This window comes from Streptomyces viridifaciens (assembly GCF_001888885.2).
Taxonomy (GTDB): domain Bacteria; phylum Actinomycetota; class Actinomycetes; order Streptomycetales; family Streptomycetaceae; genus Kitasatospora; species Kitasatospora aureofaciens.
This window is the reverse complement of record NZ_CP090841.1, coordinates 7,501,494-7,525,225: the sequence shown is the minus strand read 5'-3', so window position 1 is coordinate 7,525,225 and position 23,732 is coordinate 7,501,494. Positions and strand designations below refer to the sequence as shown.

The 23,732-nt window shown below is 72.1% G+C and carries 14 protein-coding genes; 8 read left to right on the top strand and 6 right to left on the bottom strand.

The genetic code is table 11. The features are described from left to right. Window positions 1-24 precede the first annotated feature (24 nt). From BOQ63_RS40865 to BOQ63_RS40850, 4 genes are all read right to left on the bottom strand, one after another. Window positions 25-2,007: a glycoside hydrolase family 31 protein gene (locus tag BOQ63_RS40865; protein WP_072655998.1), complete on the bottom strand. Its 1,983-nt coding sequence runs from the start codon at window positions 2,005-2,007 to the stop codon at window positions 25-27. Window positions 2,008-2,120: 113 nt separating this feature from the next. Beyond that, window positions 2,121-4,403, bottom strand: coding sequence for an alpha-xylosidase (gene yicI, locus BOQ63_RS40860; protein WP_030279282.1), 2,283 nt, complete (start codon window positions 4,401-4,403; stop codon window positions 2,121-2,123). A 127-nt stretch (window positions 4,404-4,530) separates the two neighbouring features. Further along, the gene (locus tag BOQ63_RS40855) at window positions 4,531-5,514 is read right to left on the bottom strand and encodes an acetylxylan esterase (RefSeq protein WP_072655997.1); all 984 of its coding nucleotides are present in this window, start codon (window positions 5,512-5,514) and stop codon (window positions 4,531-4,533) included. Between the two features lie 145 nt (window positions 5,515-5,659). Continuing rightward, window positions 5,660-8,518, bottom strand: a complete 2,859-nt coding sequence (locus BOQ63_RS40850) for a glycoside hydrolase family 3 protein (RefSeq protein ID WP_072655996.1) — start codon at window positions 8,516-8,518, stop codon at window positions 5,660-5,662. 237 nt (window positions 8,519-8,755) lie between these two features. Here BOQ63_RS40850 and BOQ63_RS40845 point away from each other — a divergent pair, with 237 nt between their 5' ends. From BOQ63_RS40845 to BOQ63_RS40810, 8 genes are all read left to right on the top strand, one after another. Beyond that, window positions 8,756-10,426 carry a type 2 periplasmic-binding domain-containing protein gene (locus BOQ63_RS40845; RefSeq protein WP_072655995.1) on the top strand — a complete coding sequence of 557 codons (1,671 nt, stop codon included), beginning with the start codon at window positions 8,756-8,758 and terminating at the stop codon, window positions 10,424-10,426. Beyond that, window positions 10,423-11,370, top strand: a complete 948-nt coding sequence (locus BOQ63_RS40840; protein ID WP_232790647.1) for an ABC transporter permease — start codon at window positions 10,423-10,425, stop codon at window positions 11,368-11,370. The genes BOQ63_RS40845 and BOQ63_RS40840 overlap by 4 nt, the downstream gene beginning before the upstream one ends. Beyond that, on the top strand, window positions 11,367-12,341 hold the full coding sequence (locus BOQ63_RS40835; protein WP_079183979.1) for a carbohydrate ABC transporter permease: 975 nt from the start codon (window positions 11,367-11,369) through the stop codon (window positions 12,339-12,341). Before BOQ63_RS40840 ends, BOQ63_RS40835 begins: the two co-directional genes overlap by 4 nt. Before the next feature lie 124 nt (window positions 12,342-12,465). Continuing rightward, the gene (locus BOQ63_RS40830; RefSeq protein ID WP_030279269.1) at window positions 12,466-13,494 is read left to right on the top strand and encodes a LacI family DNA-binding transcriptional regulator; all 1,029 of its coding nucleotides are present in this window, start codon (window positions 12,466-12,468) and stop codon (window positions 13,492-13,494) included. A gap of 27 nt (window positions 13,495-13,521) precedes the next feature. Continuing rightward, window positions 13,522-15,507: a beta-galactosidase gene (locus tag BOQ63_RS40825; protein ID WP_072655994.1), complete on the top strand. Its 1,986-nt coding sequence runs from the start codon at window positions 13,522-13,524 to the stop codon at window positions 15,505-15,507. A gap of 177 nt (window positions 15,508-15,684) precedes the next feature. Further along, window positions 15,685-17,448 (top strand): cellulose binding domain-containing protein, encoded by a 1,764-nt coding sequence (locus BOQ63_RS40820; RefSeq protein WP_454131651.1) that lies wholly within the window; start codon window positions 15,685-15,687, stop codon window positions 17,446-17,448. A 94-nt stretch (window positions 17,449-17,542) separates the two neighbouring features. Then, the gene (locus BOQ63_RS40815; RefSeq protein ID WP_072655992.1) at window positions 17,543-19,054 is read left to right on the top strand and encodes a glycoside hydrolase family 43 protein; all 1,512 of its coding nucleotides are present in this window, start codon (window positions 17,543-17,545) and stop codon (window positions 19,052-19,054) included. 48 nt (window positions 19,055-19,102) lie between these two features. After that, window positions 19,103-20,854 carry a cellulase family glycosylhydrolase gene (locus tag BOQ63_RS40810; protein WP_072655991.1) on the top strand — a complete coding sequence of 584 codons (1,752 nt, stop codon included), beginning with the start codon at window positions 19,103-19,105 and terminating at the stop codon, window positions 20,852-20,854. 194 nt (window positions 20,855-21,048) lie between these two features. Here BOQ63_RS40810 and BOQ63_RS40805 read toward each other — a convergent pair whose 3' ends face one another. Both BOQ63_RS40805 and araA read right to left on the bottom strand, forming a co-directional pair. After that, window positions 21,049-22,137: an aldose epimerase family protein gene (locus tag BOQ63_RS40805; RefSeq protein ID WP_499504835.1), complete on the bottom strand. Its 1,089-nt coding sequence runs from the start codon at window positions 22,135-22,137 to the stop codon at window positions 21,049-21,051. Between the two features lie 86 nt (window positions 22,138-22,223). Continuing rightward, window positions 22,224-23,732, bottom strand: a complete 1,509-nt coding sequence (araA, locus tag BOQ63_RS40800) for an L-arabinose isomerase (protein ID WP_030279255.1) — start codon at window positions 23,730-23,732, stop codon at window positions 22,224-22,226.

The following is a 23,732-nucleotide window of genomic DNA, read 5'->3' as shown; positions in this document are numbered from 1 at the left end:
CGGTCACGCCGGCCGTGTGGGGAGTCAGCCGAACAGGTCCGCGACGTCGGCCCCTTCCCGCACGAAGACCGGAAGGCGTTCCAGCGGGGCCTCCGCGTCGAGCGCGCTTCCCCCCTCCAGCGCGCGTCCGGTGACCGGCTCGAGCCAGCGGGCACCGGCCGGCAGGTACACCCGGCGGGCCCGGGCGCCGGCCTCGTACACGGGTGCCACCAGCAGATCGGGGCCGAGTAGGAACTGGTCGTCGACCTCCCACGCGCGTTCGTCCTCGGGGAAGTCGAAGAACAGCGGGCGCATCGGCGGGGCACCGGTGCGGTGGGCGTCCTCGGACAGCCGCCGAAGGTACGGGCGCAGGCGTTCGCGCAGCAGCAGGTGGTCGCGGAGGATCGGGTACGCCTGCTCCCCGTACGACCAGACCTCGTTCGGCCCGCCGGTCATGTCGGCGGAGAAGGCGGGAAAGTTGGGCTCCCGGTCGCCGTGCAGACGCATGACGGGGCTGAAGGTGCCGTACTGGAACCACCGGATCAGCAGTTCACGGTACGCGGGGTCGTCCGGGTCGCCGCCGAAGAAGCCGCCGATGTCGGTGTTCCACCAGGGGATGCCGCTCATCGCGACGTTCAGCCCGGCCCGGATCTGGCGCCCGAGGGAGTCGAAGGTGGTGGGGATGTCGCCGGACCACAGCAGGGCCCCGTACCGCTGGCTGCCCGCCCACGCGGAGCGGACCAGCGACAGCGGCCGGTCCTCGCCCGCCGCGCGCAGCCCCTCGGCCACCCCGCGGATGTGCTCCAGCGGGTAGAGGTTCGCGGCCTCGGCGGCGGGCCCGGCCGCGTAGACGGCGCGCTCGGCGATGCCCGGGGGCACGTCGGGCTCGCAGGCGTCCAGCCAGAAGCACGCCACGCCCGCAGAGCGGTAGTTGTCGTTCAGCCGCTGCCACAGCGCGGCGCGGGCTCCGGGATGGGTGGCGTCGTAGTACGCCATCGGGTGGATCCGTGCCTCGCCGCTGTACCGGGACGGCCACGGGAAGCTCAGCAGACCGCCGCCCGCGTCCCGGACCAGGTGCCCGGCCGAGCGCATCCCGTCGTACGCGTCACTGCCGTGCTCGACGGTGGGCCACACCGAGACGGCGAGCTTCACCCCGAGGTCCGACAGCTCGTTGGTCATGGCGGCGGGATCGGGCCACTCGTTCTTCTCGAAACGCCAGTCGCCCATCCTCGGCCAGTGGAAGAAGTCGCAGACGATGCCGGACAGCGGCAGTCCACGCTTCTTGTACTCCCGTGCCACCGCGAGGAGTTCGTCCTGGGTGCGGTAGCGGAGCTTCGACTGCCAGAAGCCGGAGGCCCACTCGGGGAGGAGGGGCGGGCGGCCGGTGGCCCGGGTGTAGGAGTCCAGGATCTGGGCCGGGGTGTCGCCCGCGGTGATCCAGTAGTCGATGCGCCCGCCGCCGTCGGCCGTCCACCGGGTGGCGTCGGCGCCCAGTTCGACACGGCCCGTGGCGGGGTTGTTCCACAGCAGCCCGTAGCCGCGCGAGGAATGCAGGAAGGGGACGGCCACCACGGTGTTGGCCTGGACGAGGTCGATCACACAGCCCTTCTGGTCCAGGCGTCCGTGCAGGTGCTGCCCCAGGCCGTGCAGCCGTTCCCCGTCGTAGGCCTGGAAGGACTGTTCCGTCCGGCCGTCCGCCGCGTGGACGCGAACGGCGCCGTGGTGGGCGTGCGGGCTCCGCTCGGCGAGGAGCTCGCGGCCCGACGCGGCGTGGTGGAACCTCAGCCGGCCGTCCGCCGAGGCTTCGACGGCGATGCGGCCGTTGACCAGGCGGGCGCGGCCGTCGTCCGAGACTGACGGTTCGGCGTGCGGGCAGGGCGCAGGGTTCTCCAGCGCGCCGGGGGCGGTGGGGTCGATGGTCCCGGAGGAGGCGCGCACCCGGACGGCGTCCGGTCCCCAGGGCTCGATGCGGAGGATCTCGGCGGCGGTGTGGCGTTCCAGAGCGCCCGCGCGAATGCTGTAGGACAAGGGACCTTCCTCTGTTCGTCTCAACGGGCAGGTGGGAGTGGGCCGTTGCCCGCGGGGGCGGGGCGCCGCACGCCCATGTGGCGACGTGCGGGGCCCCGCGCACGGGGCCGGCCTCAGGCCGGGTAGGGCAGCTCGGCCTCAGGGGTGCCGGCCCGGCTGACGTGCAGGGCACCGTCCGGACCGCCGATGCGCAGCTGCCAGGGGTGCGGGCTGTCGGTGGCCACCGTGAGGCGGTCGCCGGTGCGGCGCACGTGGAAGCGGGCGGTCTCGCCGGGCCCGTCGGAGCGCGGGATCACGACGGTGCGCTCGGCGCCGTCGGCGAACGCGTGGACGCGCAGTTCGACGCCCTCCGCCCAGGCGGAGACCGGGCGCTGGTCGTCCGCACCGAGCGGGACGACGGAGTCGGGGCGGGCGAGCAGCGGCAGGGTGTGGAAGCCGTGCTGTTCGCGCACCCAGCGCGGCCCGGTGACCTGTGCGCCGGTCAGGAAGTTGGTCCAGGCGCCCTCCGGCACGTAGTACTCGACCGTGCCGTCCTCCGTGAATACCGGGGCGACGAGCAGGTCGTCGCCGAGCAGGTACTGCCGGTCGAGTGCGGCGGCGGCCGGGTCGTCCGGGAATTCCAGCACCATCGCGCGCATCACCGGGAGGCCGCTGGCGTGCGCCTGCTGGGCCGCGCGCTGGAGGTAGGGCGCGAGGCGGTGCTTGAGCAGGGTGAACTCCCGGGTGACCTCGACGGCCTCCGCTCCGAACTCCCACGGGACCCGGTAGGACTTGCTGCCGTGCAGCCGGCTGTGCGAGGAGAGCAGGCCGAACTGGGTCCAGCGCTTGAAGACGGCGGGTGTCGGGGTGCCCTCGAAGCCGCCGATGTCGTGGCTCCAGAAGCCGAAGCCGGACAGACCGAGGGACAGGCCGCCGCGCAGCGACTCCGCCATGGCGTTGAAGTGCGATTCGCAGTCGCCGCCCCAGTGCACGGGGTACTGCTGGCCGCCCGCGGTGGCGGAGCGGGCGAACAGCAGCGCCTCCCCCTCCCCTCGCACCTCCCGGAGCAGTTCGAACACCGTCCGGTTGTACAACTGGGTGTAGTGGTTGTGCATCCGCTCCGGGTCGGAGCCGTCGTGCCAGACCACGTCGGTGGGGATGCGCTCGCCGAAGTCGGTCTTGAAGCAGTCCACCCCGATGTCCAGCAGGGCGCGCAGCTTGTCGGTGTACCAGGTGCGGGCGGCCGGGTTGGTGAAGTCCACCAGGGCCATCCCGGGCTGCCACAGGTCCCACTGCCAGACGGTGCCGTCCGGGCGGCGCACCAGGTGGCCCTCCCGCACGCCCTCGTCGAACAGCGCCGACTTCTGCGCGATGTACGGGTTGATCCAGGCGGAGATGCGCAGGCCCTGCTCCTTGAGCCGGGCCAGCATCCCGGTCGGGTCGGGGAAGGTGTCCGGGTCCCACACGAAGTCGCACCACTGGTACTCGCGCATCCAGAAGCAGTCCAGGTGGAAGACGCTGAGCGGGATTCCGCGCTCGGCCATCCCGCCGACGAAGCGGTTGACGGTGGCCTCGTCGTAGTCGGTGGTGAAGGAGGTGGTGAGCCACAGGCCGAGGGCCCAGGCCGGGGGCAGCGCGGGGCGGCCGGTGAGGGCGGTGTAGCGCTCCAGGACCTGCTTGGGGGTGGGGCCGTGGACGACGAAGTACTCCAGCGACTGGTCCTCGACGCTGAACTGCACCTGGCCGACGGCTTCGGAGCCGATCTCGTAGCTGACCTTGCCGGGGTGGTTGACGAAGACGCCGTAGCCCCGGTTGGTCAGGTGGAACGGGACGTTCTTGTACGCCTGCTCGCTGCTGGTGCCGCCGTCCGCCTGCCAGATGTCCACCACCTGGCCGTTGCGGACGAACGGGGTGAACCGCTCCCCCAGGCCGTAGACCAGTTCGCCGACGCCGAGGGCGAGCTGTCCGAGCATGTGGTGACGGCCGTCGGCGTCGGTGACGAAGCCGGTGCCACGCTCGCCCACCGTGGTGAGCACCCGCCCGCCGGCGGTGAACTCCAGTTGCCAGGGCTCGGAGGTGTCCACCCGCAGCGTCAGCTCGCCCGAGGCCAGTTCCACCACGTCGCCGTCCCGGCGCACCTTTCCGCTGCCCGCCTCGGCTCCGGGCAGTGCGAACTCCGGTCCGCGCCGCACCGAGCCGGCGTGGTGGGTGGCGCGCACCCCGATCACCCCCTCGGCCGGGGACCAGCACTCCACGGTCAGCAGTGGGCTGTTGAGCGTGTCACCGCGGCCGCGCACGTGTCTGACGGGCGCGTACAGGGTCATCCGGTCCTCGCCGGTGCGGACGTCGGCGACCTCGGTGGCGTAGCGCGCGGTGACACCCGGGCGCATCAGCCAGTAGCCGTCGGTGAACTTCATCTGGCGGATTCCTCCGTCCGCGCACGGTGCGCGGTGATCAGGCCCCGGTACCAGTGGTGACTGTCCTCGGGGGTTCGGGTCGGGGTGTCGTGGTCGACGCGGGGTGTCTCGGTGGGCGGGCACTCGGTCACGGCTGCGGCGCCAGCCCGCGCCCGCGCAGCCAGGACAGCTGGACGGGCGGGTTGGAGCCGCAGCCGCCGGCGTGGTCGGCGAAGGGCCAGACGGTCATGGTGCGGTCCTCGCCCGCGTAGTGGTTGAAGGCCGCGTAGACCGTCCGGGGCGGGCAGACCGGGTCCATCAGGCCGACGCTGAACAGGGCCGGTGCGGTGGCCCGCCGGGCGAAGTTGACGCCGTCGAAGTAGTCGAGGGTGGCGAAGGCCGGCCGCACCCGGTGCCGGCTGTGCCAGCGCAGGTAGTTGACGAGCTCCTGGTACGGCCCGTCCAGGGCGGTCTGCGCGCCCTCGCGGTAGTGGCACAGGAAGGGGACGTCGGGCATCACCGCGGCCACCCGGTCCCCGCTGAGCCCGGCGGCGGCGAGGGCCAGTCCGCCGCCCTGGCTGACCCCGGCGACGACGATCCGGTCGGTGTCGAGACCGGGGAACTCCGCGACGGCGTCCACGGCGCGCACGCAGTCGGTCATCAGCCGGCGGTAGTAGTAGGTCTCCGGGGAGTCGATGCCGCGGGTCATGAAGCCCCCGACCCACTGGGTACCGTCGCCCGTGGCCGGGTCCGGGGTGTCGTGCCCCTGCCCCCGGCTGTCCACGACGAGCTGGGCGTAGCCGGCGGCGGACCAGAACAGGTGCTCGGTGGGCAGGCCCCGGCCGCCGGAGTAGCCCAGGTAGGTGACGACGACCGGCAGCGGGCCCGCCGCGCCGCGCGGACGCAGCAGCCAGGCGGCCACCGGTTCGCCGTTCCAGCCGGGAAACCGTACGTCGTCGACCTCGACGGTGCGCAGCCCGTGCTGCGCGGTGACGCGTTCGGCCTTGACCGCCCCGCCGTGCGAGCGGGCCTCGGCGAGGGTGCGCTGCCAGAACTCGTCGAAGTCCTGCGGGATGGTCGATTCGGGCTGGTAGTCGCCGAGTTCGTCGGCTCCGAAGTCGGTGAGCGGCACGGGGGCTTCCTCCGGGTGTCGCGGGTTCGGGGTGGGGTGGTGGGGCGTGAGCAGTGACGTGCGGGCCGCCTCCGGGCGGTGGGTGGCCGCGGGCTCGGACGGAGGCGGGCGCGGACGCGGGCGCGGACGCGTGGGGCGGCAGGCATCAGTCGGCCGTGCCGAAGCGGAAGGCGGCCAGCCGGAAGTCGCCGTGCAGGGTCAGGCTCAGGTCGTGCACGCCGTCGAGCGGGACGGCGAGCCCGGCGGTGGTGCTGGTCCAGGCGTAGCGGTCGCCGGTCACGGGCACGTCGATCTCGGCCAGCACCCGGTCGCCCGACCGGACTTCCAGCCGCGCCCCACCGGTGCCGGCGCCCTCCCGGGCGGTCTCGACCTCGATGGTGCGGGCACCGCAGAGGTCGACCTCGCGGAAGAGGAGCGACGCGGGCTGTGCGGGATCGGCGGGCGTGACGGCATCGCCGTCGGAGCGGGTGGCGTCGACGACGGTGACGTCCTCGTAGTCGTCGAAGTCGACGGCCGGGATCCGGTGTTCGACGCCCGCTCGCGGCGCGGCGGGCGACCCGGTCACGGTGAGCGGCGCGGTGAGCACGGGGTGGTCGGCGCCACGGGCGACGACCACCTCGTAGCCGCCGGGCTCGACGGTGAAGCCGCCGGTGGCGACGGACCAGTGGGCGAGCTGCTCGGCCGGCAGTACGAAGGTCAGCTCGCGGCTCTCACCCGGATCCAGCCGGACCTTGCGGAAGTCCGCCAGGCGCAGCCGGGGCGCTTCGTAGCGGGCCTCCAGGGCACGGACGTAGACCTGTACCACCTCGCTGCCGGACCGCGTCCCGCTGTTCTCCAGGGTCACGGTGGCCCGGACCGAGCCGTCCTGGGCGATCGACGGCTGCGACAGGCTCAGGTCGCGGTACGTGAAGTCGGTGTAGCTCAGCCCGTGGCCGAAGGAGTAGAGCGGGGCGGAACGGTGGTACTGGTAGGTCCAGCCGGCCTTGATGATGTCGTAGTCGAGCGGGGCGGGCAGCGGGTCGTCGCCCCGGTACCAGGTCTGCGGCAGGCGGCCGGCGGGCTCGGCCCCGCCGAGCAGGACGTCGGCCAGCGCGTTCCCCGTTTCCTGACCGCCGTGGGAGGTCCACACCACGGCGGGCAGGTGCTCGTCGGCCCAGTCGAGGGCGTACGGGTAGCTGCTCATCACGACCAGGGCGGTGTCCGGGCGGACGGTCGCGACGGCGCGCAGCAGCTCCTCCTGCCCCTCGGGCAGGTCGATGTCGGCGCGGTCCTCGGTCTCGCGGCCGTTGATCAGCGGGTGGTTGCCGAGGACGACGACCGCGACGTCCGCCGTCGCGGCGGCCGCCCGGGCCTCGGCTGCGCCGTCGCGGACCAGCTCGCGCTGCCAGCGTTCGGCGTCCTCCGCGCTCTCGGCGGTGACCGCCACCCGGCCGTCGCTCGGATCCACGGCGGCGTAGCGACCGGTGAACACCGAGCGGAGCAGCACGGTGTCGGGGCCGTCGGGTTCGATCCGGAAGGTCTCCTTGACGAACCAGCTCTTGATGACGTCCTGGCCCGCGGCAAGGGCGTCGTCGTCCTGGAGGGCGAGGTAGCGGCCGGTGTCGACTTCGCGCAGGGTGGAGGCGCCGCCGCCCCAGTCGGTCACGTCGAAGGCGGACTTGCCCAGCAGTTCGCCGGTGGTGCGCGAGCGCAGGGTGATGCGGTTGGAGCCCTCCACCGTGACGACCTCGCCGCCGTGGGCGCCGAGGGCCTCGGCCAGCCCGGTGGCGATGCCCACCCGGTAGGGCAGGGTGCCGCTGTACCAGTCCTCGAAGAGGGTGTCGGCGAGCGGGCCGATCACGGCGATCCGGCGCGCGCGGACCGGGTCGAGCGGCAGCAGGCCGTCGTTCTTGAGCAGGACGGTCGACTCTGCCGCGGCCCTCCGGGCCAGGGCGCGGTGCTCGGGGCTGTCGACGACCTCGGGGCCGATGCCCGCGTACGGGTCCAGCTCGGGGTCGAACTCGCCGAGGCGCAAACGCACTTCGAGCTGGCGGCGGACGGCGCGGTCCACGTCGGCCTCGTCGATCAGGCCGCGTTCCAGCGCCTCGCGCAGTCGGCCGATCGGGGTCCCGCTGTCCTCGCCGTGGTCGGTGAAGTTGTCGATGCCGGCCTTGAGCGCGGCGGCGTGGGACTCGGCGTGGTCGTCGAAGTAGTGCTCCGGGTCGACCAGGTTGGAGGGGGCCTCGGCGTCGCTGACCACGAACAGCTCGTGGCCGGTCGGCTTCGCCCAGCGGCGCAGCTCCGTCTCGATCAGCGGACTCACGTGGCAGGGGCGGCCGTTGACCAGGTTGTACGCGGCCATCGCGCCGGTCGCGGCGCCGGAGGCGACGACGGGGCGGAAGGCGGCGAGGTCGTACTCCTGGAGGACACGCGGGCGCAGTCCGGAGGAGGTGGTGCAGCGGTCGTCCTCGTTGTTGTAGGCGAGGAAGTGCTTGAGCACCGGGGCGGCCCGCAGGTAGGTCGGGTGGTCGCCGGAGAGGCCGCGGCAGAACGCCTCGCCGACCCGCGCGGTGTGCACCGGGTCCTCGGAGTAGCCCTCCTCGTTGCGTCCCCAGCGCGGGTCGCGCAGCAGGTTGAGCACGGGGGCCCAGGCCTGGAGGGAGTTGGGTCCGCGCTCCTCGCGGGTGCCGACCGCCGGTGGGCGGTGGTGGTGGAAGGCCCGCAGCTCGGTCGAGACCGCCCCGGCGACGCCGCGCACCAGCTCCTCGTCCCAGCTGGCGCCGAGGCCGACGGCCTGCGGGAAGACCGTCGCCACGCCGAGCCAGGAGACGCCGTGCAGGCCCTCGCTACCGGTGCGGAACGGGGCTACGCCCAGGCGCGGAACGGCCGGCGCGTACTGGTGCAGCATCGCGAGCCGTTCGTCGAGCGTGAGCCGGTGGAGCAGGTCGTCGACACGCTTGCGCAGGGGCAGCGTGGGATTGCGGAAGTCGGGCAGGCCGGCGGCGGACGCGGGAACGGAACTCACGTGGGAACACCCCTCGGACGGGCTCTGGCTCGGCAGTCGTTCATCGAAGCGCTTCGACGCTGGCACGCTCCGATGGGGCTGTCAACTCCCCAGGCAGCAAAGGATTTTGCATTTGTTCAGACTCTTGCTCAACAGGTAACGCGTCATTAGTCTCGCCGAAACATCCAAGCGCTTCGACGATCCGGTCGCTTCGAGCGCGCTTCGACGGAGAGGGGCCACGCCACCATGAGATCCGGGATGAACCGCAGGAGCTTCCTGAGTACCGCCGCCACGGTCGCGGGAGCCGCCGCGATGGCGCCCCTGCTGTCCGCCTGCGGCGGAGGCTCCACCAAGAAGGCCGGGGCGAACACCAGGGAGGGCCTGAAGGCGGCCCTGCCGACCTACGCGCCGAACGCCGGCGCGGTCAAGCCGGACATGGTACCCGTGCGGGGCGGATCCGACGCCGCGACCGACCCGGGCTTCCTCTCCTACCCGGCCGCCCCGCCCACCAGCGTCTCCGGCGTTCCGGGCAAGGGCGGCAGCTACACGGCGGTCACCCCGCTGTGGGGCACCGCCCCTCCGGTCGGCAACTCCTTCTACCAGGCGCTGAACAAGGCGCTCGGGGTCGAGCTGTCCATGAAGCCGGCGGACGGGATCAACTACAACACCATCGTCCCGACGATGACCGCCGCCGAGAAGCTGCCGGACTGGATCAACCTGCCCTCCTGGTGGAACTCCAACTTCAACACCGGCGGGCTGGTCGGCAGCCAGCTCGCGGACCTGACCCCGTACCTGTCCGGTGACAACGTCAAGAAGTACCCCAACCTGGCCGCCCTCCCCACCGGCGCCTGGCAGAACGGGGTCTGGGGCGACAAGCTCTACGGGATACCCTGCTTCTCCACCAGCTTCGGCGTGCCCGGAGCCACCTTCTACCGCCGGGACGTCCTCGAAGCCCGGGGCATCACCGCCGACCAGGTGACGTCCGCCGACGACCTGATGAACCTCGGCAAGGAACTGACCGACGCCAAGCGGGGCGTGTGGGCCTTCGACGACGTGTGGGTCTACCTCCAGACCGCCTGGAACGTTCCGATGAACTGGCGGATCGACAACGGCAAGCTGGTCCACATGTTCGAGACCCAGGAGTTCCTGGAGGCCGTCGACTGGCACTACCGCCTGGCCGCCTCGGGCTGCATGCACCCGGACGCGCTGGCCGGTGACGTCGCCAACGGGTCCACCCGCTTCTACAGCGGGAAGACGCTCATCGCGGGCGGCGGACTCGGCGCCTGGAACCTGTCCGACCACCAGTCCGGCATCGCTGCGGACCAGAACTACCGGCGCGGCGCGTTCAACGCCGTCAGCGCCGACGGCAGGAGCACGCCGGTGGTCTACATGGGCGCCGCCGCCAGCATGATCAGCTACCTCAACGCCAGTCTGAAGCCGGCGCAGATCGAGGAACTGCTCGCCGTCGCGAACTACCTCGCCGCCCCCTACGGCACGGCCGAGTACACCCTGATCAGCTTCGGCGTCGAGGGCGTCCACCACACCCGGGTCAACGGCGTGCCGACCTTCACCGAGGAGGGCAAGAAGGACGTCCAGGCGATGACCTTCCCGTTCCTGGCCGCCCCCGCCTCCGTGATCAGCAACCCGGGCGGCGAGCAGGTCACCAGGGACTACACGAGCTGGGCGGCCGCCAACGTCAAGTTCCTCACCAAGCCGCCCTTCTGGGGCATGAACTTCAGCATGCCGCAGGCGCTCGCCACCGCCGCGGCCGCGCCGAACGTCAACGACACCCTCAAGGACTGCTACCACGGCAAGAAGAAGGTCTCCGACGTGCAGGACGCCATCGCGAGCTGGCGGTCCGGACCGGGCGGGCGGCTCAAGCAGTGGATGACCGACAACGTCCTCGACAAGTACGGAACCGGCCAGTGAGCACCGCGGCACCCGAGCGCCCGGCCGGCCACACGCGGCTCAACTGGCGGATCAGGCTTCGGCGCGACAAGTCGCTCCTGCTGATGACGGTGCCGGCGGTCGTCCTGCTCCTGGTGTTCAACTACGTGCCGCTGTTCGGCATCGTCACCGCCTTCCAGGAGTACGACCCGCTGGTCGGGGTCTGGCACAGCGAATGGGTCGGCTTCGACCAGTTCCAGCAGCTGTTCGGCGACCCGGCGTTCTGGGCCGCGCTGAAGAACACGCTGTACCTGAGCTTCGTCCAGCTGGTCCTGTTCTTCCCGGTCCCGATCGCCCTGGCCCTGCTGCTCAACTCGGTGCTGAGCGAGCGGATCCGCAACTTCTTCCAGTCCGTCGTCTACCTGCCGCACTTCTTCTCGTGGGTGCTGGCGGTCACGATCTTCCAGCAGATGCTGGGCGGCGCCGGCGTGCTCAACCAGTTCCTGCGCCAGCACGACATCGGCACCTGGGACATCATGACCAACCCGCACACCTTCGCGCTGCTGGTCACCTCCCAGGCGGTCTGGAAGGAGGCGGGCTGGGGGATCATCGTCTTCCTCGCGGCGCTGAGCGCGATCAACAGCGAACTGTACGAGGCCGCGGCGGCGGACGGCGCGGGGCGGGTCCGGCGGATGTGGCACATCACGCTGCCGGGACTGCGCGGGGTGATCGTGCTGATGCTGGTCCTGCGGCTCGGCAACGCGCTGTCCGTCGGCTTCGAGCAGTTCCTGATCCAGCGCGACGCCGTCGGCCACGAGGCCGCGGACGTCCTGGACACCTTCTCCTTCTACTACGGCATCTCCACCGGCGGCTACAGCTACGGCGCGGCGGCCGGGCTCTTCAAGAGCGTGGTCTCCCTGCTGCTCATCTGGGGTGCCAACCGGCTGGCGCACGCCTTCGGCGAGGACGGGCTGTACCGCAAATGACGAACGCACTCACCATCGGTTCCCGCCGCGAGAAGCGCCGCCGGGCGGCCGTGGCCGCCCGGCGCCGGGCCCGCTCCGCCCGCCCGCCCTGGGAGGAACCGCCCACCGCCGTCGGCCGGGCCGCCAAGGGGCTCACCCTCGGCGGGACGCTCGCCGTCATCCTGGTCCCGCTCTGGATCATCGTCCTGACCAGCTTCTCCACCCCCGGCGCCATCAACCGGGCCGGCGGCCTGGTGATCTGGCCGGACGGCCTGACCACCGACACGTACCGTGAGATGCTCAGCGACCCGACGGTCGTCACCGCACTGACGGTGAGCCTCGGCATCACCGCGGTCGGCACCGCGGTGTCCATGGCCGTGTCCGTCCTCTGCGCCTACGGCCTCTCCCGGCCGCGGTCGTTCGGGCAGCGCTTCGTCCTGCTGCTGCTGATCGTCACGATGTTCGTCAGCGGCGGCCTGATCCCGAGCTTCCTGGTGGTCACCGGCCTCGGCGGCTACGACCAGTGGTGGGCCCTGATCCTGCCGAGCGCCGTCTCCGTCTTCAACATCCTGGTGCTGCGCGCCTTCTACCAGGAGACCTCGTCCGAACTGATCGACGCGGCCTGGATGGACGGCGCCGGCGACTGGCGGATCCTGTGGTCCGTCGTCCTGCCCACCTCACGCGCCGTCACCGCCGTCACCGCGCTGTTCTACGCCGTGGGGTACTGGAACTCCTTCTTCAACGTCATGCTCTACATGCCGACGGACAGTCAGAAGTGGCCGCTGCAGTACGTGTTGCTGACATACGTCAACCGGGCCAACGGTCTGCCCGGTTCCGTCAACTCCGGCTTCGGCAACACCCAGGTGCAGACCGCGCCGCTGTCACTGCAGATGGCGGTCGTGGTCCTCACCCTGGTACCACTGGTGATCGTGTACCCGTTCGTGCAGAAGCACCTGCGCACCGGTGTCCTCACCGGCGCGATCAAGGGCTGAGCCGTCCGCACCGGGCCCGACGGACCCCACGGACCCCACGGACCGGGAGCGGTCACCCTGCGGACCTCCCCGTCGCACGACCGGGACCGCCCCCCACCGGAACCCACACGAAGGAAGCGCAACGATGGTGACACTCGCCGATGTGGCCAGGCACGCCGGCGTCTCGTCCAGCACGGTCAGCTACGCCCTCAGCGGCAAGCGCCCGATCTCCGACGAGACCCGGACCCGCATCGAGCAGGCCATCACGGACCTCGGCTACCACCCCCACGCGGGTGCCCGGGCCCTGGCCGGCAAGCGCTCCCACATCATCGCCCTGGTGGTGCCGCTCCACCCCGAGGTGCACGTGCCCACCATGATGGAGATCGCCATCGCGGTCACCGTGGCGGCCCGCGAATACGGCTACGACGTCCTGCTGCTCACCAACGACGAAGGACCGGAAGGGGTCCGCCGGGTCGCCGCCACCGGCCTCGCCGACGGCGTGATCCTGATGGACGTCCGGCTGGACGACGACCGCATCCCGGTCCTGCGGGCCCAGGACATCCCCGCCGCCCTGATCGGACTGCCCGGCGACCCCACCGGCCTGTCCTGCGTCGACCACGACTTCGCCACCGCCGGCGCCCTGTGCGCCGACCACCTGGCCGACCTCGGCCACCGTGACATCGCCTTCATCGGCTACAGCAGCCGGGTCTACCGGCGCCACGCCGGCTACGCCGAACGCACCCTGAACGGCTTCCGCGCCCGCGCCGAGCGGCGCGAGCTGCGCTTCCTCCACCGGCCCTGCGAGGGCGGCTACGAGAGCACCGCCGGCACCCTGGCCCGCATCCTGGCGGACCGCCCGGACACCACCGGGTTCGTGGTGCAGAACGAGGCCGCGATCGGCCCGCTGCTCAGCCTGCTGCGCGCCAGCGGACGGACCGTGCCGGAGGACGCCTCGGTCATCGCGATCTGCCCCGACCCGATGGCCGAGCAGCACTCCCCCCGGCTCACCTCCGTGACCAGCGCCAAGAAGGACCTCGGGCAGGTCGCCGTCGAGCAGGTCATGGCGCGGATCGCCGAGACCGCCGCGGGCGACCGGCCGCAGGAGCGGCTCGTCCTGATGCCACCGGACCTGGTGGTCCGGGAGAGCACCGCACCGGCCCCGCGCCGGGCCTGACCCCACTCCCCGAAGGACGGTTCCCAGATGGACATCCGCCGGCTCACCGACCGGCTCGGTGGCCTCGCCTACGGCGGGGACTACAACCCCGAGCAGTGGGACGCCCAGGTGTGGAAGGAGGACGACGAGCTGATGCGCCGGGCGCGGGTCAACCTCGCCACCGTCGGCGTCTTCTCCTGGGCCCTGCTGGAACCCGAGGAGGGCCGGTACGACTTCGGGTGGCTGGACTCCCACCTCGACCGGCTGCACGCCAACGGCGTCGCCGTCGACCTGGCCACCCCGACCGCCTCCCCGCCGCCCTGGTTCACCCTGGCCCACCCGGACGCCCTGCCGGTGCGCCCCGACGGCGCCCGACTGACCCACGGCAGCCGGGACACCTACTGCCTCACCGCCCCCGCCTACCGCCGGGCCGCCCGCCGCATCGCCGCCGCCCTCGCCGAACGCTACGGCGACCACCCGGCGCTGGCCCTGTGGCACGTCCACAACGAGTACGTGACGCCCTGCCCGTGCGACCACACCGCCGCCGCCTTCCGGGTCTGGCTGCGCGCCCGCCACGGCTCCCTCGACGCCCTCAACGAGGCCTGGGGGACGGCGTTCTGGAGCCAGCGCTACACCTCCTGGGAACAGATCCTCCCGCCCCGGGCCACCCAGTGGCACCACAACCCCGGCCAGACGCTGGACTTCAGCCGCTTCTGGTCCGACGAGACGCTCGCCGCCTACCGCGAGCAGCGCGACGCGATCCGCGCCCACAGCGACCGCCCGGTGACCACCAACCTCATGGTGCCCGCCTACCAGAACCTGGACCTGTGGGCCTTCGGCCGCGAGGTCGACCTGGTCTCCATCGACCACTACCCCGGCGCGCCGGGTGTCGAAGCCGCCGCGCAGGCCGCCTTCGACGCCGACCGGGCCCGGTCCTTCGCCGGCGGCGCCCCGTGGCTGCTGATGGAGTCGGGCACCAACACCGTCCACGCCGAAGGCCGCATCCTCCCCAAGGAGCCGGGCGACATCCTGCGCCACTCGCTCGCCCACATAGCCCGCGGCTCGGAGGGTGCGCTGTTCTTCCAGTGGCGCCAGTCCCGGGCCGGGGCCGAGCAGTGGCACTCGGCGATGGTCCCGCACGCCGGGCCGGACAGCCGGATCTTCCGGGAGGTCACCGCGACCGGCGAGGCCGTCGCCCGGCTCGGCGAACTCGCCGGCTCCACCGTCCGGGCCGAGGTCGCCGTCCTGCACGACTCCGACGCCTGGTGGGCGATGAACGTCGACGGTCTTCCGTCCTCCGAGCTCGACTACCTCGCCGCCTTGCGCCGCGCCCACCGGGCGCTCTGGGACGCCGGCCGGACGGTCGACTTCGCCCACCCCGAGCACGACCTGGGCCGCTACCGGCTCGTCCTCGCCCCCGCCCTGTTCCTGCTCGCCGACGCGGGCGCCGAGAACCTGCGCCGCTACGTCGCGGACGGCGGCACCCTGCTCGTCCAGCACTTCAGCGGCATGGTCGACGAGCGCCTCCACTCCCGGCTCGGCGGCTACCCGGCCGCACCGCTGCGCGAGGCGCTCGGCATCCGGGTCGAGGAGTACCGCCCACTGCGCCAGGACGAGCGGATCACGCTCTCCGACGGCTCGACGGCCACCTCCTGGAGCGAGTCCCTGCGCACCGAGGGCGCCGAGGCCGCCACCGCCTACACCCATGGCATGCTCACCGGCAGCCCGGCGCTCACCCGCCACGCCTTCGGCTCCGGCCACGGCTGGTACCTGTCCACCCGCCTCGACGACCCCGGCTACGCCGCCCTGGCCGACCGGCTCCTCGCCCAATCCGGCGCCGGCCCCGAACTGCCGGGCCTGGCGCCCGGGGTCGAGGCCGTCACCCGGTACGCCCCGGACGGCCGCGGCTGGCACGTGCTGCTCAACCACCGCGCCGAGGCCGTACCGCTGCCCCGGCCGAGCCACGACCTGCTCACGGACGGGCCGCTGAGCGAGCTGCCGCCCGGCGGCTGCGCGGTCCTGCGCGCGCACTGACCTCCCGTGATGCGCACTGCGACCGCGCGCGCTCCGCCGTGGCGGCCCGCATTCCGAACGGAACACGCTTCGCGTCCGGGCCCGACCCTGAGCAGCCGCCGGGCTCCACCGTCCAGAACGCGGGAGTTCGATCCCCCACCCGAACACCACGCACCCCCACCCCCCTGGAGGGACGCAGTGACATCACCCGTACAGTCTTGTCGTGAACGCGTCGCAGCCGTCGCGGCGGCCCTGTCGCTCGCGGTCACCGGCGCGGTCGCCGCCGTCGCGCCGCCCGCGGCCGCGGCGAGCTCCGTGTCGGTGTCGGTCGACGCCGCCCTGCAACTCGCCACCGTCCCCGCCACCGGCGTCGGCGTGAACATCCCGGTCTACGACGCCAACATGAACGCCGCCGCCACCCCCGGCCTGCTCAGCACGGCCGGCATCAACACCGTCCGCTACCCCGGCGGCAGCCACTCCGACGTCTACCACTGGCAGACCGGCACCGCCGAGAACGGCCAGTACGTCGCCCCGAACACCGGCTTCGACGCCTTCATGGGCACCGCGCGCGCCGCCGGAGCGCAACCGATCATCACCGCCAACTACGGCTCCGGCACCCCGCAGGAGGCCGCCGCCTGGGTCCAGTACGCCAACGTCACCAAGGGCTACGGCGTCAAGTACTGGGAGATCGGCAACGAGGTCTACGGCAACGGCGAGTACAACGCCACCTGGGAGTACGACACCCACAGCAGCAAGAGCGCCACGACCTACGCCAACAACGTGCTCCAGTACGTCTCGGCGATGAAGGCGGCCGACCCGAGCGTCAGGATCGGCGCCGTGCTGACCACCCCCGGCTACTGGCCGGACGGCATCGTCGGCCCGGGCGACACCATGGACTGGAACCACACCGTCCTGTCGATCGCCGGCTCCAAGATCGACTTCGCCATCGTGCACGCCTACCCCACCAGCACCAGCCCGGCCGATCTGCTCACCAAGCCGCAGGCCCAGAACGCCGGCATCACCGGCGCCGTGCGCTCGCTGATCAACCAGTACGCCGGATCCAACGCCCCCAACGTCGGCATCGCGGTGACCGAGGCGAACGCCCAGGCCTACCTCGACACCTCCCCCAACGGACTGTTCGCCCCGGACAACTACCTCACGTGGCTGGAGAACGGCGCGTTCAACGTCGACTGGTGGGACCTGCGCAACGGCACCGACTGCACCAAGGTGACCACCGTCGAGGGCGCCACCGACTACAACGACGGCGGCATGGTCTCCAGCGGCTCCCCCTGCGAGCCGGCCGTCAACACGCCCTTCCCCGCCTACTACGGCATCCAGATGATCAGCAGGCTGGGCGCACCCGGCGACACGCTCGTCAAGGCCGCCAGCTCGTCCTCGCTGCTCACCGCGCACGCCGTCCGCCGCGCCAACGGCGACGTGGACGTCATGCTGATCAACAAGGACCCGAACAACGACGCCACGGTGAACCTCTCCTACACCGGGTTCACCCCCTCCTCCGCCACCCCGACCGTCCACTCCTACCTCAAGAACGCCCACGGGATCGGCACGGCCCAGTCCGGCAGTCCGACCGTCCAGACCGTGCCCGCCTACGGCATCACGGTCGTCCAGATGCACCCGACCAGCGCGCCCTGCCGGGTCGTCTACAACAGGAACGAGTGGTCCGGCGTCATGGTCGGCAACGTCACCGTCGTCAACAACGGCCTCGGCCAGGTCAACGGCTGGTCCCTCGGCTTCACCTTCCCCGGCGACAACACCATCACCAACACCTGGAACGCCTCGGTGTCGCAGAGCGGCCGGAGCGTCAACGCCCAGAACGTGTCCTACGACGCCACCGTCCCGCAGGGCGGCAGCGTCCAGTGGGGCTTCCGGGCCGCCTGGTCCAGCAGCGACGCCGACCCGTCCGCCTTCTGGTTCAACGGCGCCTCCTGCGCCATCGGCTGAACCGGACCCGATCCGGTGGTGCCCCGGGCTTCCCCAGGGCCCGGGGCACCACCACCCCCCTCCCGAGCCGAAGCACCGAAAGGAACCGACCCACGTGTCAGAGCAGTCCCGGCCCGGCGGCACCGTCACCAACCCGGTGATCCCCGGCTTCCACCCCGACCCCAGCGTCTGTCGCGTGGGCGACGACTACTACCTCGTCTGCTCCAGCTTCGAGTACTTCCCCGGCATCCCGGTCTTCCACAGCCGCGACCTGGTGAACTGGAGGCGGATCGGCAACGCCCTGGACCGGCCGGGCCAGCTGCGCCTTCCGCGCGACACGCCCTCCTCCGGCGGGATCTACGCCCCCACCCTGCGCCATCACGACGGCCGGTTCTGGCTGATCGTCACCAACGTCAGCGGCGACGGCAACATGATCTTCACCGCGACCGACCCGGCCGGCCCCTGGTCCGACCCGGTCCGGCTGCCCGGGGTCCACGGCATCGACCCGGACCTCGTCTGGGACGAGGACGGCACCTGCTGGTGCACCGTCGCCGGGATCTCCCAGGTGCGCATCGACCCGGCCACCGGCGAGACCCTCGGCGAGCCGCACCGCATCTGGTCCGGCACCCCCGGCTCCACGGCCCCCGAGGCCCCGCACCTCTACCGGATCGGCGCGTACTGGTACCTGATGATCGCCGAGGGCGGCACCGAGCGCGGCCACAGCGTCTCCATCGCCCGCGGGCCGTCACCCTCCGGCCCGTTCGAACCCTGCCCGGCCAACCCGGTGCTGACCCACCGCGGCACCGACAGTCCCATCCAGAACACCGGGCACGCCGACCTCGTCCAGGCGCCCGACGGCTCCTGGTGGATGGTGCTGCTCGCCGTCCGGCCGCGCGGCGGCACCCCCGCCTGGTACGTGCTCGGCCGGGAGACCTTCCTCGCCCCGGTCGAGTGGGTGGACGGCTGGCCGGTGGTCGGCGCGGTCACCCCCGAACTGCCCGGCCCGCCCTGGCCGCTGCACCCCGCGCCCGCGGTGCCGGCCCGGGACGACTTCGACCTGGCCGAGCTGCACCCCCAGTGGATCTCGCTGCGCGCGCGCCCGGAGCGCCTGTGCACCTTGAAGGAACGTTCCGGCTGGCTGACCCTGCGCGCCGCCGGAGCCTCGCTGGACGAGAACGACGCGGTCTTCGTCGGCCGGCGCCAGCAGCACCTCGCCTGCCGGGCCAGCACCCTGATCGACCCCACCGACGGCCGCGGCGGCCTGGCCGTCCGCCTGGACGAGGAGCACCACTACGAGATCGAGGCGGCCGACGGCGAGGTGAAGGTGTTCGCCCGGATCGGCTCGCTGCGCACCGAGGTCGCCGCCCGGCCGGTGCCCGCCGGAGCGGTCGTGCTCGGCGTCGAGATCGCTCCGCGGCCGACGCGCGGCCCGCGCACCGGCCCTGACGACGTCCTCCTCGGCATCGAGGAGCCCGACGGCACCTTCACCGCGCTCGCCGCGCTCGACGGGCGCTACCTGTCCACCGAGGTGGCCGGCGGATTCACCGGCCGGGTCATCGGCATGTACGCCGCGGCCGGCACCGTCCACTTCGACCGGTTCGACTACGAGCCCCTCCCGCTCCCCTGACCTCCCCTCAGGGGCTTCGCCACCTGTTCACCCGAAGGGACACACCCCGTGAAGGACGCCCAGCAGACCGCACGCACCCGCAACCGCCGCCTCCACCGCACCGCCGGCCTCCTGGTGGCCCTGGTCACCACCGGCGCCCTCTGCGGTGGCACGGCGATCGCCGCGCCCGCCGAGCAGCCCCCGTCGGCGGCCGAGGCCGCCGGAGCCGGGGTCCCGCAGAACCCGATGGCCGCCGTGGCCCGGATGCAGCCCAGCTGGAACCTCGGCAACACCCTCGACGCGATCCCCGACGAGACCTCCTGGGGCAACCCGCTCACCACCAAGGCCACCTTCGACGGCCTCAGGGCCCAGGGCTTCCGGAGCGTCCGGATCCCCGTCACCTGGTACCCGCACCAGTCCGACACTGCCCCCTACACCATCGACCCGGTGTGGATGGACCGGGTCAAGCAGGTGGTCGACCTCGCCCTGGAGGACGGCCTCTACGTGGAGATCAACGTCCACCACGACTCGTGGAAGTGGATCGCCAACATGTCCACCGACCACGACAACGTCGTGGCCCGGTTCGACTCCACCTGGCAGCAGATCGCCACCGTCTTCAAGGACGAACCGCGCACGCTGCTCATGGAGAGCATCAACGAACCGCAGTTCTCCAACGCGACCGACGCCCAGAAGACCCGGTACCTGCGGGAACTCAACACCTCGTTCCACGACATCGTCCGCAACTCCGGCGGCAGGAACCGGGACCGCCTGCTCGTCCTGCCCTCGGAGGAGACCAACAACGCCCAGCACTGGCTCGACGACCTGTCCACCACGATGGGTTCGCTGCAGGACCGCAACCTGGTCGCCACCGTGCACTACTACAGCTGGTACCCGTTCAGCGTGAACATCGCCAACGGGACCACCTACGACGCCACGGCCCAGAAGGACCTGACCGAAGGCTTCGCCCGGGTGCACGACACCTTCGTCGCCAAGGGCATCCCCGTCTACCTCGGCGAGTACGGCCTGCTCACCTCGCCCTACTCCGGCGTGGTCGAGCGCGGCGAGATGCTGAAGTACTTCGAGCAGGTCAACTACGAGGCGCGGCGCAACGGCATGACCTCCGCCGTCTGGGACGCCGCCAACGACTTCCTGGACCGCGGCACCATGCAGTGGCAGGTCCCCGAGATGAAGGCCCTGATCCAGAGCTCCTGGCGGACGCGTTCCGGCACCGCCTCCACCGACAACGTCTTCCTGCCGGAGTCCGGCCCGATCGCCGCGCAAACCATCACCCTCAACCGCAACGGCCTCTGGTTCGCCGGCCTGTGGCAGGGCGACCGCCCGCTGACCCCGTACGTCGACTACACCCTCGACGGCGACCGGCTGACCCTGACCGCCGACGCCCTGACCCGCCTCGCCGGCGACCGCGCCGCCGGGGTCAGTGCGACCCTCGAGGTCCGCTACTCCGACGGCGTCCCCTGGAAGCTCTTCGTGCGCTCCTACGACAAGCCGGTGATGTCCGACGCCACCGGAACGGCCGACGGGCTCACCATCCCCACCCGGTTCAACGGTGCCCTGATGGCCAACGTGCAGTCCACCTACGCCGACGGCACCGCCGCGGGCCCGGCCTCCTGGACCACGTACCAGACCTTCGACAACTACCGGGCCGACTACGGCGCCGGCACCACCACCGTCAAGCCCGACTTCCTCAAGTCCCTCAAGGACGGCGCCCCGGTGACGCTCACCTTCCGCTTCTGGACCGGCGACACCGTCACCTACCACCTGACCAAGTCCGGCAACACGGTCACCGGCACCGCCTCCTGACCTCCGTCCTCCCCGCCCCGGCTGCCGGGCCAGGCAGCCGGGGCCCTCACGTTCCGAGGTGTCCCGGTGTTCCCGCGCGTCCGCGCGTCCGGTACGACGAGTTCAGCAACCTGTCCGCGGACCTGCCGGTGCGAGCCGCCCCCGGCAGCCCGCTGCCGCTTCCGGCGCCGCCCGTTCCCCTCGGCCCGAAGCCCCTACCGGGCCGAGAAGCGGTACACCGTCATCGAGCGGAACTCCTCCCCCGGGCGCAGGACGGTGGAGGGGTACTCGGGGTGGCTGGGCGAGTCCGGGAAGTGCTGGGTCTCCAGGGCGACGCCCGCGTACGTGCCGTACGGGCGGCCGGAGGGCCCGCGCAGCGTGCCGTCGAAGTGGTTGCCCGTGTACACCTGCAGGCCGGGTTCCGTCGTCAGGCACTCGACCCGCCGACCGCTGGCCGGGTGGCTCAGGACGGCGGCCGGTCGGAGCCCGTTCCCGTCCAGCACCCAGTTGTGGTCGAAGCCGGCGCCGGCCCGGCGGATCTGCTGGTCCCCGTCGACGACGCGGTCCCCGATCCGCCGCTCCTCGCGCAGGTCGAAGGGCGTGCCCAGGACGCGCGCGGCGGGCCCGATCGGGATCAGCTCGGCATCGACGGGGAGGTAGCCCCGGGCCTCGACGCGCAGCAGGTGGTCGAGCACCGTGCCGTTGCCCTCACCGGCCAGGTTGAAGTACGCGTGGTTGGTGAGGTTGACCACCGTCGGCGCGTCCGTGGTCGCCCGGTAGCCGATGCACAGCCGGCCGGCCGGGTCGAGCAGGTAGGTCGTCTCGACGGTGAGCGCTCCCGGGAAGCCCTGGTCGCCGTCCGGGCTGTGCAGGCGCAGCCGGACCCCCGCCCGCCGGCCGTCCCGGACCGGTACGCCGTCCCACAGCCGGGTGGCGAAGCCGTCCCTCCCGCCGTGCAGGGTGTGGCCGGTCGGCTGGGTGGTGAGCCGGTGAGTCGTGCCGTCGAGCGGCAGGACTCCGTGGGCGATCCGGTTGGCGTAGCGGCCGATCGTCGCACCGAAGTACGCGCCCTCTCCGAGCAGGTCACCGACGCGCTCGCAGCCGAGCACGACGTTCGCCCGCCGCCCCTCCCGGTCCGGCACGTACAGCGCCTGGAGGCGGGCGCCCAGGCTGAGCACCTCCGCCCGCACGCCCGAGGGCGAAGCGATGGTCCACCGGGTGACGGACCGCCCGTCCGGCAGGGTCGCGGCGACTCCCTGGGAGACCGTCAGCTCGCCCGGCGACACGAGTGCGTCCTTCGGCACGGGGTTGCTCCGTTCCTCGCGGGGCCGGGGGAAGAACGGGCGACGCCCGCCGCGAGGGCGGGCGTCGTCCGTCCGGGGCCGACGGCTCACAGGCCCTGGGCCAGGCGGTGGTAGGCCTGGTTCCAGCGCAGTTCCTTGGTGAACCGGCGCAGGGACGTCTCCTCGTCGATCAGCAGGAGTTCCACCCCCAGCATCTCCGCGAGGTCGTCGAGCTCCTCGGCGCCGACCGCGCGGGAGAGCACGGTGTGGTGCGGCCCGCCGGCCGTCAGCCAGGCCTCGGTGGAGGTGTGGAGGTCCGGGCGCGGCTCCCACACGGCCCGGGCGACCGGCAGGTGCGGCAGCGGCGCCGGCGGCGCCACCACGTCCACCTCGTTGGCGACCAGCCGGAACCGGTCGCCCAGATCGGCGAGGCCGACCACCACGGCCGGGCCGGGCTCGGCGTCGAAGACCAGGCGGACCGGGTCCTCCCGTCCGCCGATGGACAGCGGGTGGATCTCGCAGGAGGGGGTGTCGGCCGCGATGCTCGGGCAGACCTCGAGCATGTGCGCGCCGAGGATCAGCTCACGGCCGAACTCCAGGTGGTAGGTGTAGTCCTCCATGAAGGAGGTGCCGCCGGCCAGTCCGCCGGACGTCACCTTGAGGGTGCGCAGCAGGGTCGCCGTCTTCCAGTCGCCCTCGCCGCCGAAGCCGTAGCCGTCGGCCATCAGCCGCTGCACCGCGAGGCCGGGCAGCTGGCGCAGTCCGCCGAGGTCCTCGAAGTTGGTGGTGAAGGCCTTGAAGCCGCCCTGCTCCAGGAAGCCGCGCAGGCCGAGCTCGATGCGCGCCGCGTACCGCAGCGAGTCGTGGCGTTCGCCGCCGGCCCGCAGCTCGGGCACGAGACGGTAGGTGTCCTCGTACTCCTTGACCAGCGCGGTGACGTCGCCGTCGTCGGCCGCGTCCACCGCGGCGACCAGGTCGTTGACGCCGTAGGTGTTGACGGAGACCCCGAACCGGCGCTGGGCCTCGACCTTGTCTCCCTCGGTGACGGCGACGTCGCGCATGTTGTCACCGAAGCGGGCGAGTCTGAGGCCGCGCAGTTCGGCTCGGCCGGCCGCGGCGCGGGCCCAGGTGGCGACCCTGGCGGCCACGGTCGGGTCGCTGACGTGTCCGGCGACGGTCTTGCGGGCGACGCCGAGGCGGGACTGGATGTAGCCGAACTCGCGGTCGCCGTGGGCGGCCTGGTTCAGGTTCATGAAGTCCATGTCGATGGAGTCCCAGGGCAGTTCGATGTTGGCCTGGGTGTGCAGGTGGAGCAGCGGCTTCTGCAGGGCGTCGAGTCCGGCGATCCACATCTTGGCCGGGGAGAAGGTGTGCATCCAGGCGATCAGGCCGATGCAGTCGTCCGCGGAGTTGGCCTCCAGGCAGATCCGGCGGATGGCGCTCGCGTCGGTGAGGACGGGCTTCCAGACCACCTCGACGGGCATCGCCGGGTCGCCGTCCAGGGCTGCGGCGATCCGCTGGGACTGCTCGGCGACCTGGCGCAGCGTCTGCTCGCCGTAGAGCCCTTGGCTGCCGGTCAGGAACCAGACCTGGCGTCCGTCCAGTGGCTTCTTCAC